A 16,131-nucleotide genomic window follows, 5' to 3' on the forward strand; every position below is an offset into this window, starting at 1 on the left:
CTTATGCCTCACCCAGGTATGCGCGAATCACGTCGGGGTTGTTGCGGATCTGCTCCGGCGTGCCGTTGGCAAGCGGCGTCCCCTGGTTTACCACGTAAATACGGTCCGAAATGCCCATCACCAGTTTCATGTCGTGCTCAATCAGCAGAATGGTCGTGTTGTGATGGTTGCGCAGCTCGACAATCAGTTCGTCCAGCTCTTTGGTCTCTTTCGGGTTCAGGCCCGCCGCCGGTTCGTCAAGCATCAGGATCGCAGGCTGCGTCACCATACAGCGGGCGATCTCCAGACGGCGCTGGTCGCCATACGCCAGGTTGCCCGCCTGGCGGTTGGCGTGCTGCAACAGGTTGATACGCTCAAGCCAGGTAGCGGCGCGATCGAGCGCCTCGCTGTGCGCGCGGCGAAACGCCGGGGTTTTCAGCAGGCCGGAAAACAGCCCGGATTTTAGCTGCTGGTGTTGCGCCACCAGCAGGTTTTCAATCACCGTCATTTCACGGAACAGACGTACGTGCTGGAAGGTGCGCACCACGCCCATCCGGGCGATCTGCTGGCCCGGCAGCCCTTCGAGATGCTGGTCGCGCAGCATAATGGTGCCGCCGGTCGGTTTATAGAAGCCGGTCAGGCAGTTGAACACCGTGGTCTTGCCGGCCCCGTTCGGGCCAATCAGCGAGACGATTTCACGCTCGCGCAGCTCAAGAGAGACATTGTTGACGGCAAGCAGGCCGCCAAAGCGCATCATCAGGCCGCTTACCGATAATAAAGGCTGACTCATGCCTGCTCTCCTTTACTGCTCACACCATTTTTCAGTTTCAGCTGCGGGCGCGTCATCGGCAGCAACCCTTGCGGACGCCAGATCATCATCAGCACCATCAGGCCGCCCAGCACCAGCATGCTGTATTCGTTCAAATCACGCATCAGCTCGCGCGACACCACCAGCAGGATAGCCGCCAGGATCACCGCGAACTGCGAGCCCATGCCGCCCAGCACCACAATCGCCAGCACGAACGCGGATTCCGCGAAGGTGAACGATTCCGGGCTGACAAAGCCCTGGCGCGCCGCAAACAGCGTTCCGGCGAAGCCCGCGAACGCGGCGCTGATGGTAAACGCGGTCAGTTTGATGCGCGTCGGGTTCAGGCCGAGCGAACGGCAGGCGATCTCATCCTCGCGCAGCGCTTCCCAGGCGCGGCCGAGCGGCATACGCAGCAGACGGTTAATCACAAACAGCGAGAACACCACCAGCAGCAACGCCACCAGATAGAGCCAAATCACGCGGTCGCTCGGGTCATACTTCACGCCGAAGAAGTTGCTGAAGGTATCCCAGCCGCCTTCGCGCGCGGTGCGGCTGAACTCCAGGCCGAAGAAGGTCGGTTTCGGGATCTGGCTGATGCCGTTCGGGCCGCCGGTAATTTCCGTGTTATTCAGCAGCAAAATACGCACGATTTCGCCAAAGCCTAAGGTCACGATCGCCAGATAGTCGCCGCGCAGGCGCAGCACCGGGAAGCCGAGCAGAAAACCGGCGGCGGCGGACACCAGGCCCGCCAGCGGCAGACAGGTCCAGAAGCCCAGCCCGTAGTAGTGATTCAGCAGCGCGAAGGTATAAGCGCCGATAGCGTAGAAACCGCCGTAGCCCAGCACCAGCAGGCCGGAAAGGCCTACTACCACGTTCAGGCCGAGGCCCAGAATCACGTAAATCATGGTGAGCGTAGCGATATCCACCGTCCCGCGCGACACCATAAACGGCCACGCCACGGCGACCAGGAGCAGCGCCACCAGGAACAGTTTCTGTTTCACCGTCGAGCCGTCAATCGCCGGCAGAATAAACTTCGGACCGGAGACGTTTTTCAGGCCCTTCTGGAACAGCGGGCGCAGGAGCTGGAATAAAAAGACCACGCCGGTGCCGATGGCGATCCACTCCCAGCGAATGCTGTCGGCGGTATCGACCACGAGACGCGTGCCGTCCAGCTCCAGCTGAACGCCCATAAAAATGCCTGCCAGCAGGAAGAACATGGCGGCGGCCAGCAGCGCCGCCACAAAATGCATCGGTTTCATACTTTTTCTACCTCCGGGCGGCCCAGAATACCGGTCGGCATCACCAGCAAGACGCCGATCAACAGGGCAAACGACACCACATCTTTATATTCCGTGCTCAGATACGCCGAGCAGAGCGATTCGGTCACGCCCAGGATCAGGCCGCCTATCATCGCGCCCGGAATACTGCCGATGCCGCCCAGCACCGCCGCGGTGAAGGCTTTCATCCCGGCCATAAAGCCGATGTAGGGGTTAATCACGCCATAGAACTGGCCGAGCAGCACGCCCGCCACCGCCGCCATCGCCGCGCCAATCACAAAGGTCAGCGCGATAACGCGATCGGTGTTAATCCCAAGCAGGCTCGCCATTTTCAGATCTTCGGCACAGGCGCGACAGGCGCGGCCCATGCGGGAGTAACGGATAAACAGGGTGAGCGCGAGCATTGCGATAAAGGTCACGACCCAGATAACCAGCTGCATGGTGGTGATGCTGGCCGCGAAGTTTTCGCTGCTGCCGATGGTCCACTGGCCGTTAAAGAGGCTCGGGAGCGCGACGTCGCGCGAGCCCTGCGTCAGGCTGACGTAGTTTTGCAGGAAGATAGACATCCCGATGGCGGAGATCAGCGCAATCAGGCGTTTGGAGCTGCGCACGGGGCGATACGCCACGCGCTCGATGCTCCATCCGTAGGCGCTGGAGACGACAATCGCGCCGATAAACGCGGCGCCGACCAGCAGCCAGCTGGCGTCGATGCCCATCATCATCAGCGCGGCGATGATCATGAATGACACATAGCTGCCAATCATATACACCTCGCCGTGGGCGAAGTTGATCATGCCGATAATGCCGTAAACCATGGTATAGCCGATGGCGATCAGCGCGTAAGTACTGCCCAGCGTGACGCCGTTAAACATCTGCTGCAGAAAATAGAGAAACTGCTCGGACATAACGTAACCTTATTAAATCCTGCCGGAAGAAGCGCCGACAGGCGGGATGAATATCGGGTGTGCTTTACTACGACTCGTTATGCAGAACGGTTAACGACCCGTTGGTATGCCGCTTAAAAACGCCAGAGAAAATCCTTTCAGATCGCTTTTTTCATCCCAGTTCAGCGGCCCGGTTACGGCATTCGCGCCGCGAGCGTATCGGTTTCCTGTTAGCGCGGCGGAGGCGGCGCTGTTAACGCCATTTCCGGCCGCCGTGTTGACGGTCATCGCCCTGACTGCCTGAGATAGCGCCAGCGCAACCATCTCCGCAAGCCAGCGCTTTGCGTTGCTGTTCATTCTCAGAATCCCCGTTCGTGATGTGTGTTGCTGTTTAGTTTTATTATGGTTAAAAAACATTCTGCCGTTTTAATAGACAACGCTACTTTTACCTGTCTCTTTAATGAGTTAGCGTGGTTTTTAGCGAAACTATAATTAAAACATCTATTTTTCAGTCTATTAAGCAAAGATAATATTCTGAAATATACCCGAGATAAACAAAAAAAAGCGCAGCGGCCAGCATAAAATATCGGCATTATTAGCCAGATAAAACGCTACCTTTCAGCGTTATGTGCTGGTTAAATTTCATTCCCCGCGCTTTCAAGCTACCTAATCAATAAGACAAAAACTAATCAGCTACCGAATAGATCTTGCCGGGGCGTCCAGCAGCTGAAAAAAATCAGGTAAACTCAGAGATTCATCCCTGGCGGAAAGGCTGTTATGAAACTCACCATTCTTCGTCTGCATACCCTGAGCGAACAGGACAAAATCGACCTCGCGAAAATCTGGCCGGAATATCCTTCTGAATCGTTACGTCTTGATGAGAACCATCGAATTTATGCCGCGCGCTTTAACGACCGGCTGCTGGGCGCGGTGCGTGTGACGCTGCGCGGCACCGAAGGCGCGATGGATTCCCTGCGGGTGCGCGAAGTGACGCGCCGGCGCGGCGTCGGGCATTACCTGATTGAAGAGACGATCCGCGATAACCCGTCGATGACAGACTGGTGGGTGATGGATATTGGCGTGGAAGATTACAACGTGATGAACGCGTTTATGCAGACGCTCGGATTTGCGGCGCAGCAGGATGGCTGGGTGAAGCGGTTAGAGGCGTAAGGCAGACGTAGCTATTGATAAAAAGGCAGGTGCGCTTCGCTTACCTGCCCTACAACCCCTTCAATCTCAGGCCGTAGAGCGGGTAAGCCTGCGCACCCGCCAGGTTTACCTGTAAGGTGGGCGCGCTTCGCTTACCCACCCTACAAAACTGTAGTGCGAAAGACGCCCGGGAAATTATTTGGCGTCGGTCGCGGTACCATTGGCATGCCAGGTAAACACGCCGAATTCAAACCCTTTCAGATCGCCTTTCGAATCCCAGGAGAGCGGGCCCATCACGGTATCGACGGAGTTCGCTTTCAGGTATTTGGCGATGGCCGCCGGATCCTCGCTCTGATTCAGACCCGCAGCCAGCGACTGCAGCGCGGCGTAGGTGGTCCACACGAACGCGCCGCTCGGATCCTGTTTCTTCGCCTTGATAGCGTCCACAATCGGTTTGTTCGCCGGCACCTGATCGTAGTTCTTCGGCTTGGTGACTAACATGCCTTCGGCGGAATCGCCCGCGATGTTAGACAGCGACACGTTCGCCACGCCTTCCGGGCCCATAAACTGGGTTTTCAGGCCCGCGGAACGCGCCTGGCGCAGGATCTGGCCCATTTCCGGGTGATAGCCGCCGTAGTAAACGAAATCGATATTTTCTTTCTTCAGGCGCGCCACCAGCGTGGAGAAATCTTTTTCGCCCGCGGTAATACCGTCAAAGAAGACCACGTTCGCGCCGCCTTTCTTCAGGCCGTCCTGCACCGCGCGGGCCAGGCCTTCGCCGTACTGCTGTTTGTCATGAATGATAGCGATGCGCTTCGGCTTCACTTTATCAAGAATGTATTTCGCGGCGGTCGGGCCCTGATCGGAATCCAGACCGGTGGTGCGCAGGATCAGCTGATAACCGCGCGCGGTCAGCTCCGGCGCCGTCGCCGCTGGCGTAATCATCAGAATGCCTTCGTCTTCATAAATATCAGACGCCGGCTGGGTGGAAGAGGAGCACAGGTGGCCGATGACATATTTCACGCCGTCATTCACCACTTTGTTCGCTACCGCCACCGCTTGTTTCGGGTCGCAGGCGTCGTCGTATTTGGTGATAACCAGCTTGTTGCCTTTGATGCCGCCTTTGGCGTTGATATCTGCCACCGCCTGCTCGGCGCCGGTGAACTCCTGGTCGCCATACTGCGCTACCGGGCCAGACATGGCGCCCACAACGGCAATTTTAATATCTTCCGCCATCGCCATGCTGCTCATCGCCAGCGCAATTGCGCCTGCCAGTAACGCTTTGCCCTTCATTTTCATCCTGAGGTTCCCCATTCTTGTGGTTATTGCAGTTGTGATGTTGTTGTTTTTCGCTACTTTATTTCCGCTTCGCTTAGCAGCGCAGCATTTAATATTAGTTTTAAGCCCTGCCGCCCGGCTAAAAGCAGCATACTCTGCTAAAAACATACCCCATTTTTATGAATTTGGAATCACTATTTTTCACGTCAATTATGGTGGGAAGTGGCGAAAAAACGTCCGCCGCGCCTGTCACGCGGCGGGTTATCGGGTTTTACCAGCCTGCGGGCAGATAACCGAAGGCGGAGAGCACCGCGTAAATCGCGCTGGCGACATAGAGCAGCACAATCAGCCCCTGGATGAGCGGATGCGTGCTCCAGCTACACTGCCAGCGGGGCGTTATCTCCCCGCGGCGGCGCGCGCCGCGCAAAATAAGAATAGGCATAATGGAGAGGATCACGCCGCTGAAGACGCCTGCAAAGTAGAGCGCGTTCACAAAAGAGACCAGTCCGCTGTAGGCCAGCGCGAACGGCGGCAGCGCCACGACCGCCAGCACGCCGAGGCGTTTAAGCGGCTGCGCGTCGTCGCCGAGACGAAATTTGTCGAAGATATTGGTCAGGAAACTGCCGCCAAGCCCCCAGTAGGAGGTGAGCATCGCGCACAGCGCGAAAATATTGGCGGAAAAGAACGCCCACTCGCCGAGCGCCCGGCCCCAGGAGATGGTCGCCACTTCAGAGATATTATCAAGCCCGCTCAGCGCGATAACCGACAGCGGCACCAGCGCCAGCAGCGTAAAGGTAATGACCATCCCGACGATAATCGCTTTCGGCAGCTTTTCAGGTTTGTCGGCAAACCCGCGCGCCATCTCCGGCACAATGTACTGCGCGGCGAAGCAGAACGCGGTGACGTTAAACACCGGCACCATGTAGCGCCAGTCGCCATCCAGCAGCCAGCGCATCTGCGTCGATTCATGCAAAAGCGTGGCGACTACCAGCACCGCAATCATCACCACCATGCCGATACTGATAAATTTCTCGCCGCGCCCGATTGCCTTCAGCCCGAGCCAGAGAATGCCCGCCGCCGGAATAAAGAAAATCAGGCTGCCGATGGCGGGCGAGACGCCGATAAGCGAGCTGAGCAGTTTGCCGCTGCCGGTCATGTAGGCGGTGAGCGCGCCGACGCTGTTAACGCATACCGACGCGAACATCAGCCAGGCGCCGATGCGCCCGACATAGCGCCCGGCGAGGCCGCTTAACTGTAAATGCGCGCGGGTGCGCAGCGTCGCTTCCGCGACATACAGCATGGTGATAGTGGTCAATACGCCGACGAGGGCGAGCCAGAAGAGGAGCGGCATAAAGCCCGCTTTGCTGGAGGCGTAGGCGATGGAGAGTACGCCCGCCCCGATGTTGGTGCCGACGATCATCGCGACGCCTTCAACGAAGCTCAGGGATTTAGAGGATGACGCTGCCCGCTCTCGGGACGCCCACAGTGAGGCGGAAGTGGTGTTCTCAGACATAGTTCTTCCTTAAATATCCGGCGGCTATCACCACCGGAAGCGGTTGTGTTCACGGTGTGTTGTTGTGTTAGCAAGTGAGATATTTAAGCTTCGGGCCTGTCAGCCTCCCGAAGCGCGCTCCTTCGCAGGTCACCCCAAAGACGCGCCGTTATGGCCCGCTGCTGCGCGGCGGCCAGACCATAAGGCGGGCGCCCTCGGGGTAATTCCTGTTCGTTTTACGGCAGGGTTTGGTCTGCCTTGCACGGTGGGCGCGCTACGCTTACCCACCCTACGGACTGTTTCGGTGGGTGCGCTGCGCTTACCCACCCTACGGCCAGAGGCTGTGCTTTTATGTAGGGCGGGTAAGCCGTGCGCACCCGCCGTTTAAGCCCCAGATTTAGCGCCCCAGCGCGCGCGAGAGGATCTCCAGCGCCTTGCTGAACTGCGCGTCCGGGATGGTCAGCGGGTAAAGGAAGCGGATAACGTTGCCGTAAACGCCGCAGCTCAGCAGCAGCAATCCCTCTTCGCGGGCGCGCGTCAGCACCTGCTGCGTAAATTCAGGCGACGGCTTGCCGGTCTGCGGATCGTTAAACTCCACCGCCACCATCGAACCCTGCCCGCGGACTTCGGCAATCGCCGGACAATACGTCCGCGCCTGGTTGAGCACTTCCTGTAAGTGCTGGCCCAGCTCGTTCGCGCGTTGGCAGAGATTTTCCTGCTCAATCACGTCCAGCACCGCGTGCGCTGCTGCGACCGCCAGCGGGTTACCGGCGTAGGTGCCGCCAAGACCGCCCGGCGCAGGCGCGTCCATCACCTCCGCGCGCCCGACCACGCCCGAGAGCGGCATCCCGCCCGCGAGGCTTTTCGCCATCGTCAGCAGATCCGGCTTCACGCCGTAATGCTCCATCGCGAAGAGTTTGCCGGTGCGTGCAAAACCGCTCTGTACTTCATCGGCAATCAGCAGAATGCCGTGCTCGTCGCACAGCGCGCGCAGGGCCTCCATAAATGCCGGCGGCGCGACGTTGAAGCCGCCTTCGCCCTGTACCGGCTCCAGCACGATGGCCGCGACCTGATCCGGCGCGATATCGGCTTTAAAAATACGCTCCAGGCTCGCCATCGCGTCATCCACCGACACGCCGTGCAGCGCGTTCGGGAATTGCGCGTGGAATACCGAGCCCGGGAACGGGCCGAAGCCGATTTTGTAAGGCGCCACTTTGCCGGTGAGCGCCATCGTCATAAACGTGCGCCCGTGGAAGCCGCCGCCGAAGGTGATTAAGCCAGGGCGGCGGGTATACGCGCGCGCGATTTTCACGGCGTTTTCCACCGCTTCCGCGCCGGTGGTGAAGAACGCGGTCTTCGCCGGGCCGTCAATCGGCGCGCAGGCGTTGATGCGCTCCGCAAGCGCCACATAGCTTTCGTAAGGGACTATCTGGTACGCCGTATGCGTAAAGGCGCGCAGCTGATTTTCGATGGCCTCCACCACGCGCGGGTGACGATGGCCGGTGTTCAGCACCGCGATCCCCGCCGCGAAATCGATAATCTCGTTGCCTTCCACGTCCCACAGGGTGGCGTTGTCGGCTTTTTCGGCATAGAAGCCGCACATGACGCCGACGCCGCGTGGGGTGGCGCTCTGACGACGTTGGTTCAATTCTGAATTTTTCACCCGCATTCTCCTGCTGATAAACGTCACTTTTTAGCAACAAACCTGAAACAGTGACGTTTATTTACCCAGGCTATGGCCCTATAATCGAGTACCAGTTTTGAATAAATGAGGGATCCAATTGCATTCTTTAGTGTCCGATCTCTTATTGCTTCGCCTCGGCGAACAGCGCGATGAACGCCTGCATAAGCGGCTCTATAACGCGCTGCGCCTGACTATTCTCGATGGCAGCCTGCCTGCGCAAAGCCGCCTGCCCGCCTCGCGGGATCTCGCGCAACAGCTCGGCCTTTCTCGCAACACTGTGTTAACAGTTTATGAACAATTACTCGCAGAAGGATATGTGACCTCTCGCGCCGGCAGCGGCACGTTCGTCGCCGGAATGCTGCCGGACAGCCTGTTATCTGCGCCGCCGGTAGCGCAGGGGCAGCACGATCGCGTTGCGCACGCGGAGTTCTCCTCGCGCGGCAAAACGCTGCTCGGCCAGGTCAGCGCCAGCCCGAAACAGTGGGGCGCGTTTATCCCCGGCGTGCCGGACGTTCAGGCGTTCCCGCATCAGCTGTTCAGCAAAATTCAGGCGCGGATCAGCCGCCGCCCTGGCCCGCAGCGCCTCACCTACAGCTGCCAGGGCGGCACGCCGGAGCTACAGCGCGCGCTGGTGGATTATCTGCGGGTGTCGCGATCGGTTCACTGCGCGGCGGATCAGGTGCTGATCACCGAAGGGATTCATCAGGCTATCGATCTGGTGGCGCGCATGCTGTGCGATCGTGGTGATACGGCGTGGGTGGAAGAGCCCTCATACTGGGGCATCCGCCATGTGTTGCAGATGAATGAGGTAAACATTACGCCGGTGACGGTCGACCGCGCGGGCATGGTCCCGCCGGAAAGCGCCGGGACGCCGCCGCGGCTGATTTTCGTCACGCCGTCGCATCAGTATCCGCTGGGCGCGGTCATGAGCCTTGAGCGCCGTCAACGCCTGTTGACGCTGGCGCGCCAGACCGGCAGCTGGATCGTGGAAGACGACTACGACAGCGAATTTCGCTTTTCCGGCCAGCCTATACCGGCGTTGCAGGGGCTGGTGGCGGACCCGCCGGTGATTTACATCGGCACCTTCAGCAAAACGCTCTATCCGGGCCTGCGTATCGGCTATGTGGTGCTGCCGCGCGCGCTGGCGCAGGAGATGAAAACCGCGCATGCCGAGCTTTATCGCGGCGGCCATTCGATTATCCAGGCGGCGCTGGCGGAGTTTATCGAGGCCGGGCATTACAGCGCCCACATCCGGCGGATGCGGCTGCTGTATGGCCGCCGCCGGGCGTTTCTGACAACGCTGATAACGCGCTATCTGGGGCCGGAGGCGCTGTCGGATTTCAGCGATAACGCCGGGCTGCATCTGGTGCTGAATCTGCCGGATGATGCGGACGACGTGGAGATTGCCCGTCTTGCCAACGCGCGCGACATTCTGGTGCGCCCGCTGTCGCGCTACTACCTGACGGAGAACCGGCGTCGCGGCCTGCTGATGGGGTTCGCCTGCGTGGCGGAGGAGAAAATGGAGGGGGCGTTTAAAGCGCTGCTGACATGCATCGAGGCGGCTTACCCGGCGCTTTCGCGCCGCGCATAAAACAAAACACCCCGCTTAAGGCGGGGTGTGTCATCAGGCTGACGTGGCTTACGCTTCTATCGCGGCGCGCAGCTTTTTCATCGCGTTTTTTTCAAGCTGACGCACGCGTTCGGCAGAGACGCCGTAGCGGTTGGCCAGCTCCTGCAACGTGCTTTTGTTGTCTTCATCCAGCCAGCGCGCGCGAATGATCTGCTGGCTGCGCTCGTCAAGACCCTGCATGGCGTCGGTCAGTTTGTCGGCGGCGTGTTCTTCCCAGTTGTCATCCTCAATGCCGTCGGCAAAGTTAGAAGACTTATCCTGAAGGAACAGCACCGGAGCCATCGGCTGGCTGTCACCCGCGTCATCATCCGGGGACATGTCAAAGGTCATGTCCTGCGCGGCCATACGCGATTCCATTTCACGCACGTCTTTGCTGGAAACGCCCAGCTCGCGGGCCACCATTTCCACTTCATCCTGGTTAAACCAGCCCAGACGCTGCTTGGTTTTACGCAGGTTAAAGAACAGCTTACGCTGCGCTTTGGTGGTGGCGACTTTCACGATGCGCCAGTTACGCAGCACATATTCGTGAATTTCAGCTTTGATCCAGTGCACGGCGAAAGAAACCAGACGCACGCCCACTTCCGGATTGAAGCGACGCACCGCTTTCATCAGGCCGATATTGCCTTCCTGAATCAGGTCCGCCTGCGGCAGGCCATAGCCCGCATAGTTACGAGCGATATGAACAACAAAACGCAGGTGAGACAGGATCAGCTTTTTCGCTGCTTCCAGATCGCCCTGGTAATGCAGCTTTTCAGCCAGTGCCCGCTCTTCGTCTGCCGACAACATCGGCCAGGCGTTGGCCGCCCGGATATAGGAATCCAGGTTACCGACCGGGGCTAAAGCTAAAGTTTGCATTTCTTTGGTCATTCAAATCCTCTCAATCGACATCGGACTGGCGTTCGTCCCCATCAGGCAACAAACGGGCCAGTGTGTTTGAGCAACGAGAATATCAGCCACTCTTTTATCAGACCGTGATTTTATCCACAAGTTCCCTGTAGGCTTGTGAATAAATTACGCACAAAATGTGACATTGCTATGATAAAGCGTGGGCAGGAGAAGCAGAAGTTCATCGGTACGCATCCCCTGCTGACGGGAACTCGTAGCAGGGGATGATTATAACAAATATTTTTTACTCGGGGGTAAAGTGACGTAAATGTTGCACCGTGGCAAGCCAGGCGGCCGCCCAGCCGATCATGGAACAGACCAGCAGCAGCAACAGGCACTCATCGAAAGATAACCCGCTGATTTCAAAGGTTGTGCCGAAGACTTTCGCCACATCCGTCACCGCGGCGGATAACCGCATCACCAGGATTTCTGACAGAATCAGTGAGAGCAATGCGCCGGTAAACCCGAGCAGCGCGCCGCCGTACAGGAACGGACGCAGAATAAAACCATCCGTCGCGCCAATAAGTTTCTGCACGTTGATGGTGTCGCGGCGCGCGAAAATGCTCAGGCGCACGCTGTTACCGATAACCAGGAATACGGCTGCCACCATCAGCACGCCAATCATCGCCGCGACGCGCCCGACCAGCCCGGTGAGCGCCGACAGCCGCGCGAACCAGCTGTCGTCCATGCGCACTTCGTCAACGCCCTGAAGCTTCGCCACGCGGTCGCGCAGCGTGTTGAGCGCTTCGCTGCTCTGAAAATCGAGCTTCGGCTCGACCACTACCACCGCCGGCAGCGGGTTTTCTTCCAGCATATCCAGCGCGCCGCCAAAGCCCGACCAGTTGCGGAATTCGCCAAGGGCCTCGTCGCGCGAGAGGTAATTCACCTTCGCCACGCCCGGCTCGGCCTGAAGCTGCCCCACCACCTGCTGCGCGGCGTTATCGTCGAGCGTTTTATCGAGATAGACCGTGATCTGCGGCGACGGGTAATACTGCGTCGCGGCCTCGCTGACGTTCTTATAAACCATGTAGCAGACGCTTGGCAGCGTCAGCGAAATGGCAATCACCATCACCGTTAAAAACGTGGCGAGCGGTTTGCTTTTCAGATCGGCAAGCGCGCCCTGCCAGGCGTAACGCACCTGTTCATTGATGCCGCCCTGACGCGATTTGCCTTTGGTGTTGGAGCCTTTATTTCGCTTCTGCACAGGCCGTCCTGTTTCACCGGAAGAACGCTGTTTACGGAAATTATCCAGTTTGTTGCTAAAGCGCCGGATTTCATTCAGCGCGTCACGTTTATTCACCAACACGGCCTCCATGCAAATGCCCTTCGCTCAGGGTGAGCACCGGGTAGCTGCGCCGTGAGATAAGCCCGGTGTCGTGCGTCGCCATTAATACGGTCACCCCGACGCGGTTAAATTCTTCGAAAAGACGCAGAATGCCTTCCGAGAGGGCGTCATCCAGGTTGCCCGTCGGTTCATCCGCCAGCAGTACGGCCGGTTTATTCACCACGGCGCGGGCGATGCCCACGCGCTGCTGTTCACCGCCGGAAAGCTGAATCGGGAAGTTTTTCGCTTTGTCCAGCAGACCGACCTTATCCAGCGCCGCCGATACGCGACGGCGAATATCTTCGCCGCTGGCGCCCGCGATGATCAGCGGGATCGCCACATTATCGTAGACCGTTCTGTCCATCAGCAGATGGTGATCCTGGAAAATCATGCCGATCTGACGACGCAGAAACGGCACTTCGCGGTTTTTCAGGCGGCTGATATCGTGACCGCCGAACCAGATTTTCCCGGCGCTCGGCCGTTCGATACCGCAAATCAGCTTCAGCAGCGTACTCTTACCGGCGCCGGAGTGGCCGGTAAGAAATGACATCTCGCCAGGCCGCAGGTGGAAGGTCACCCCCTGCAGCGCTTGTCTCCCACCGAGATAGGCTTTGCTGACATGTTCAAAGCGAATCATGGTTAATCCTCTCGGGCAAAAAGTGCCTCAATAAAGTCGCCCGCGTTAAACGGACGCAAATCTTCAATACGTTCGCCCACACCAATGTAGCGAATCGGAATACCAAACTGATCGGCCACCGAGAAGATCACGCCGCCTTTGGCGGTGCCGTCCAGCTTGGTGAGCGTAATGCCGGTGAGCCCTACCGCCTCGTGGAACAGCTTCGCCTGGCTGACGGCGTTCTGCCCGGTGCTGGCATCGATAGTCAGCATCACTTCATGCGGCGCGTTCTCGTCGAGCTTTTTCATCACGCGAACGATTTTTTTCAGCTCTTCCATCAGGTGCGATTTATTCTGCAAACGCCCGGCGGTATCGGCAATCAGCACGTCCACGCCGCGCGCTTTCGCCGCCTGGATGGCGTCGAAAATCACGGAGGCGGAATCCGCGCCGGTGTGCTGCGCGATAACCGGAATGTTATTGCGCTGGCCCCAGACCTGGAGCTGCTCCACCGCGGCCGCGCGGAAGGTATCGCCCGCCGCCAGCATCACCGATTTGCCCTGCTGTTCGAACTGACGCGCCAGTTTGCCGATGGTGGTGGTTTTACCCACGCCGTTGACGCCCACCATCAGGATAACAAACGGCGTTTTGCCTTCGACATTCAGCGGCTCGTCCACTTTCGCCAGGATCTCGCCCATCTCTTCTTTCAGCAGGCCGTAGAGCGCCTCGGCATCGCGCAACTGCTTGCGGCTCGCGCCTTCGGTGAGACTGGCGATGATTTTACGCGTGGTGTCCACGCCCACGTCGGCAATCAGCAACTGCTCTTCGAGCTCCTCGAACAGATCGTCGTCGATTTTTTTGCCGCGGAACAGACTGATAAATCCGGAACCGAGATTTTCTTTGGTTTTCAGCAGGCTGCGTTTAAGACGCGCGAAGAAGCCCTCTTTGGTGGGTTTTTCCTGCTCTGCGACCGGCGCGACGTCTTCGATATCTTCCGGCTCGGCTTCCAGCGCCGCTTCCGGGTCAGCCGCCAGCGCTATCAGCTCTTCTTCGCTAATTGGCGCGTCTTCTGCACTCTCGTCTTCATCGCGCGGCGTTTCCACCGCAGGCTCGACGGCCGGCTCTTCAACCACCGGCTCTTCAATAGCCGCCGCTTCTTCAATTACGTCTTCTTCGACAATCGTTTCCGGGACGACTTCTGGCTGCGGCTCAGCGACAGGCTCCGGCGCAAGCGTTACCGGCGCGCGATTTTCTTCCTGCTCAGGCAGCCACTCTTCTGCCTGGGCAACCGGCGGGTTTACGGCGTCCGGCTCGGGTTCCGGTTCTGGCTGAACCGGCGTCTCAATGGTTTCCGGCTGCGCGGCCTCTTTTTCTTCATGCGCCACGCTTTCGCTGACGGCCACGACCTCATCGGCGAATTTTTCAGACTCCGCCAGGGAATGAGGGGTCTCATCAGCCGCTGTCTGCGAGTCAGGCTCAACGCGCTCTTCTGTCGCCGCGGGTTGTTCTGTTACTTTTTGTTGTTCGGCTTCAGTTTTTGCCTGCTCTTTCTGGCCAAAACCCAGCCAGGAAAAAAAGCCACGTTTCTTCTCTTTTGCCATTGGCGAATGCACTCCTCGCGGTTAATACATGGCGCAGTCCCGTCGTCTGGCTCAGGGTACTGAAAAAAATTGCGAATGAATAAGTTAGTCTACCACTTTCCCGCCGGGGCGGCATACCGCCGCACGGAGGTTTCGCCCGCCCGTTTGCGCCGCTAGAATAGCAGCCTGAACAGAAAAGCGTGTGAGCATAATGAAGAAACCAACCTCCTCGGGTAGCGGCCAGATCCGCATTATTGGCGGACAGTGGCGCGGCAGGAAGCTGCCGGTGCCGGACAGCCCCGGCCTGCGCCCCACCACCGACCGCGTGCGCGAAACCTTATTTAACTGGCTGGCGCCCTATCTGGTCGGCGCGCGCTGCCTGGACTGCTTCGCTGGCAGCGGCGCGCTGGGCCTGGAGGCGCTCTCCCGCTACGCCGCCGACGCCACGCTTCTGGAGATGGAACGCGGCGTCGCGCAGCAGCTTCAGAAAAACCTTGCTACGCTCAAATCCAGCGCTGCCAAGGTAGTGAACACTAACACACTCAATTTTCTGAGCCAGAACGGCGAGCCGCACGACATCGTGTTTGTCGATCCGCCGTTTCGTAAAGGGCTGCTGGAAGAGACGCTGAACCTGCTGGAAACGCGCGGCTGGCTGGCGCCGCAGGCGCTGATTTACGTTGAAAGCGAAGTGGAAAACGGCCTGCCGCCGGTGCCTGCCAGCTGGCAACTGCACCGCGAAAAAGTGGCGGGCCAGGTGGCGTACCGGCTTTATCTGCGCGAATCACAAGGAGAGCAAAATGCTGATTAATCTGGGACGCCTGCTGATGCTGGGCGTGTGGGGCTTTCTGCTGCTGAATCTGATTCAGCCCTTCCCGCGCCCGCTGAATATTTTCGTTAACGTGGCGCTATTTTTCATGATAATCATGCATATTCTGCAATTATCGCTGCTGCGCGCCACGCAGCCGAAAGACGCCCCGCCGTTAAGCCGTTTCCAGCAGGCGCGTATTTTTATCTTCGGCGTATTTGAACTGATCGCCTGGCAGAAAAACCAGAAGAAGCCGCGTTAACGCGCGGGCAGGCCATTTTGTAGGGCGGGTAAGCGACGCGCACCCGCCATGCCAGGTTAACGCGCGGGCGCGGGAACAAACTCCAGAAACCGCGTCCCCTGATACACCAGCTGGCCCTCATCGCCCACCGTCAGCTGATGGTAATGGGCCTCATCCAGCCGAAACCGCATCTCTGCCCCGCCTTCCTGCGGGCGAAACGTCGCCTCATACCGTACCGTTTGCGCAGGCGGCGCGACCTGCTGCTCCCGCGAACGCCGTCCGTTAACCGGTTTTTCCCGCTTGCTGGTCACCACCACGTTTTGCTGCGTGACCGGGGCCGCGTCATTTTCTGTTTTCTCGCGCCGCTGCTGCACATAGCGAAATGAAGCGGCCGCGACGATTAACGCGATGATAATAATGAAAAAAAGCGGTGGCTTACTCATGGCAGATCCCGGCGGCTTAACTCTTTTTAAGAATACCCCGCAGCGCCAGGCGTTGTCAT

Annotated in this window: 16 protein-coding genes; 4 read left to right on the forward strand and 12 right to left on the reverse strand. The window is 58.8% G+C overall.

The genetic code is table 11. From position 1 onward, the window contains the following. Position 1 precedes the first annotated feature (1 nt). From livG to AFK65_RS18530, 4 genes are all read right to left on the reverse strand, one after another. A complete protein-coding gene (livG, locus tag AFK65_RS18515; RefSeq protein WP_007778908.1) occupies positions 2-769 on the reverse strand; it encodes a high-affinity branched-chain amino acid ABC transporter ATP-binding protein LivG in 768 nt (255 codons plus the stop codon). Continuing rightward, positions 766-2,046 carry a high-affinity branched-chain amino acid ABC transporter permease LivM gene (locus tag AFK65_RS18520; protein ID WP_038858705.1) on the reverse strand — a complete coding sequence of 427 codons (1,281 nt, stop codon included), beginning with the start codon at positions 2,044-2,046 and terminating at the stop codon, positions 766-768. Before AFK65_RS18520 ends, livG begins: the two co-directional genes overlap by 4 nt. Further along, positions 2,043-2,969, reverse strand: coding sequence for a high-affinity branched-chain amino acid ABC transporter permease LivH (gene livH, locus AFK65_RS18525; RefSeq protein WP_004384851.1), 927 nt, complete (start codon positions 2,967-2,969; stop codon positions 2,043-2,045). The genes AFK65_RS18520 and livH overlap by 4 nt, the downstream gene beginning before the upstream one ends. A 90-nt stretch (positions 2,970-3,059) precedes the next feature. Continuing rightward, positions 3,060-3,305 carry a hypothetical protein gene (locus AFK65_RS18530; protein ID WP_007702486.1) on the reverse strand — a complete coding sequence of 82 codons (246 nt, stop codon included), beginning with the start codon at positions 3,303-3,305 and terminating at the stop codon, positions 3,060-3,062. Between the two features lie 420 nt (positions 3,306-3,725). On the opposite strand from AFK65_RS18530, the gene panM reads away from it, so the two are divergent. After that, the gene (gene panM, locus AFK65_RS18535; protein ID WP_007765109.1) at positions 3,726-4,118 is read left to right on the forward strand and encodes an aspartate 1-decarboxylase autocleavage activator PanM; all 393 of its coding nucleotides are present in this window, start codon (positions 3,726-3,728) and stop codon (positions 4,116-4,118) included. Positions 4,119-4,292: 174 nt separating this feature from the next. Here the strand turns inward: panM and AFK65_RS18540 are convergent, their stop codons facing one another. The 3 genes from AFK65_RS18540 to AFK65_RS18550 form a co-directional block, all read right to left on the reverse strand. Next, positions 4,293-5,396: a branched-chain amino acid ABC transporter substrate-binding protein gene (locus tag AFK65_RS18540; protein WP_144421409.1), complete on the reverse strand. Its 1,104-nt coding sequence runs from the start codon at positions 5,394-5,396 to the stop codon at positions 4,293-4,295. A 250-nt stretch (positions 5,397-5,646) separates the two neighbouring features. Further along, on the reverse strand, positions 5,647-6,888 hold the full coding sequence (locus tag AFK65_RS18545; protein ID WP_038858702.1) for an aromatic amino acid transport family protein: 1,242 nt from the start codon (positions 6,886-6,888) through the stop codon (positions 5,647-5,649). A 376-nt stretch (positions 6,889-7,264) separates the two neighbouring features. Next, positions 7,265-8,530: a 4-aminobutyrate--2-oxoglutarate transaminase gene (locus AFK65_RS18550; RefSeq protein ID WP_038858700.1), complete on the reverse strand. Its 1,266-nt coding sequence runs from the start codon at positions 8,528-8,530 to the stop codon at positions 7,265-7,267. A 118-nt stretch (positions 8,531-8,648) separates the two neighbouring features. Between AFK65_RS18550 and pdxR the strand changes: the two genes are divergently transcribed. Then, the gene (pdxR, locus tag AFK65_RS18555; RefSeq protein ID WP_071602580.1) at positions 8,649-10,142 is read left to right on the forward strand and encodes a MocR-like pyridoxine biosynthesis transcription factor PdxR; all 1,494 of its coding nucleotides are present in this window, start codon (positions 8,649-8,651) and stop codon (positions 10,140-10,142) included. 48 nt (positions 10,143-10,190) lie between these two features. On the opposite strand, the gene rpoH is transcribed toward pdxR, so the two are convergent. The 4 genes from rpoH to ftsY all read right to left on the reverse strand — a co-directional run bounded on the left by rpoH (position 10,191) and on the right by ftsY (position 14,604). Beyond that, on the reverse strand, positions 10,191-11,048 hold the full coding sequence (rpoH, locus tag AFK65_RS18560) for an RNA polymerase sigma factor RpoH (RefSeq protein WP_004384844.1): 858 nt from the start codon (positions 11,046-11,048) through the stop codon (positions 10,191-10,193). Between the two features lie 262 nt (positions 11,049-11,310). After that, on the reverse strand, positions 11,311-12,366 hold the full coding sequence (gene ftsX, locus AFK65_RS18565; protein ID WP_004384843.1) for a permease-like cell division protein FtsX: 1,056 nt from the start codon (positions 12,364-12,366) through the stop codon (positions 11,311-11,313). After that, the gene (gene ftsE, locus AFK65_RS18570) at positions 12,359-13,027 is read right to left on the reverse strand and encodes a cell division ATP-binding protein FtsE (protein ID WP_015742802.1); all 669 of its coding nucleotides are present in this window, start codon (positions 13,025-13,027) and stop codon (positions 12,359-12,361) included. The genes ftsX and ftsE overlap by 8 nt, the downstream gene beginning before the upstream one ends. Positions 13,028-13,029: 2 nt before the next feature. Next, entirely contained in the window at positions 13,030-14,604 is a 1,575-nt protein-coding gene (ftsY, locus tag AFK65_RS18575; RefSeq protein WP_007702875.1) for a signal recognition particle-docking protein FtsY, read from the reverse strand. Between the two features lie 190 nt (positions 14,605-14,794). On the opposite strand from ftsY, the gene rsmD reads away from it, so the two are divergent. Together rsmD and AFK65_RS18585 are read left to right on the forward strand one after the other, a co-directional pair. Continuing rightward, the gene (gene rsmD, locus AFK65_RS18580) at positions 14,795-15,391 is read left to right on the forward strand and encodes a 16S rRNA (guanine(966)-N(2))-methyltransferase (protein WP_038858699.1); all 597 of its coding nucleotides are present in this window, start codon (positions 14,795-14,797) and stop codon (positions 15,389-15,391) included. Beyond that, positions 15,381-15,650: a DUF1145 family protein gene (locus tag AFK65_RS18585; RefSeq protein ID WP_004384839.1), complete on the forward strand. Its 270-nt coding sequence runs from the start codon at positions 15,381-15,383 to the stop codon at positions 15,648-15,650. The genes rsmD and AFK65_RS18585 overlap by 11 nt, the downstream gene beginning before the upstream one ends. Positions 15,651-15,706: 56 nt before the next feature. Here AFK65_RS18585 and AFK65_RS18590 read toward each other — a convergent pair whose 3' ends face one another. After that, positions 15,707-16,072, reverse strand: a complete 366-nt coding sequence (locus AFK65_RS18590; protein WP_007702880.1) for a DUF2500 domain-containing protein — start codon at positions 16,070-16,072, stop codon at positions 15,707-15,709. Between the last annotated feature and the right edge of the window lie 59 nt (positions 16,073-16,131).

Source organism: Cronobacter universalis NCTC 9529 (genome assembly GCF_001277175.1).
Lineage (GTDB): Bacteria > Pseudomonadota > Gammaproteobacteria > Enterobacterales > Enterobacteriaceae > Cronobacter > Cronobacter universalis.

Coding starts and splice junctions, on each gene's coding strand:
- livG (WP_007778908.1), bottom strand. CDS start 769: ATGAGTCAGCCTTTATTATCGGTAAGCGGCCTGATGATGCGCTTTGGC.
- AFK65_RS18520 (WP_038858705.1), bottom strand. CDS start 2,046: ATGAAACCGATGCATTTTGTGGCGGCGCTGCTGGCCGCCGCCATGTTC.
- livH (WP_004384851.1), bottom strand. CDS start 2,969: ATGTCCGAGCAGTTTCTCTATTTTCTGCAGCAGATGTTTAACGGCGTC.
- AFK65_RS18530 (WP_007702486.1), bottom strand. CDS start 3,305: ATGAACAGCAACGCAAAGCGCTGGCTTGCGGAGATGGTTGCGCTGGCG.
- panM (WP_007765109.1), top strand. CDS start 3,726: ATGAAACTCACCATTCTTCGTCTGCATACCCTGAGCGAACAGGACAAA.
- AFK65_RS18540 (WP_144421409.1), bottom strand. CDS start 5,396: ATGAAAATGAAGGGCAAAGCGTTACTGGCAGGCGCAATTGCGCTGGCG.
- AFK65_RS18545 (WP_038858702.1), bottom strand. CDS start 6,888: ATGTCTGAGAACACCACTTCCGCCTCACTGTGGGCGTCCCGAGAGCGG.
- rpoH (WP_004384844.1), bottom strand. CDS start 11,048: ATGACCAAAGAAATGCAAACTTTAGCTTTAGCCCCGGTCGGTAACCTG.
- ftsE (WP_015742802.1), bottom strand. CDS start 13,027: ATGATTCGCTTTGAACATGTCAGCAAAGCCTATCTCGGTGGGAGACAA.
- ftsY (WP_007702875.1), bottom strand. CDS start 14,604: ATGGCAAAAGAGAAGAAACGTGGCTTTTTTTCCTGGCTGGGTTTTGGC.
- rsmD (WP_038858699.1), top strand. CDS start 14,795: ATGAAGAAACCAACCTCCTCGGGTAGCGGCCAGATCCGCATTATTGGC.
- AFK65_RS18585 (WP_004384839.1), top strand. CDS start 15,381: ATGCTGATTAATCTGGGACGCCTGCTGATGCTGGGCGTGTGGGGCTTT.
- AFK65_RS18590 (WP_007702880.1), bottom strand. CDS start 16,072: ATGAGTAAGCCACCGCTTTTTTTCATTATTATCATCGCGTTAATCGTC.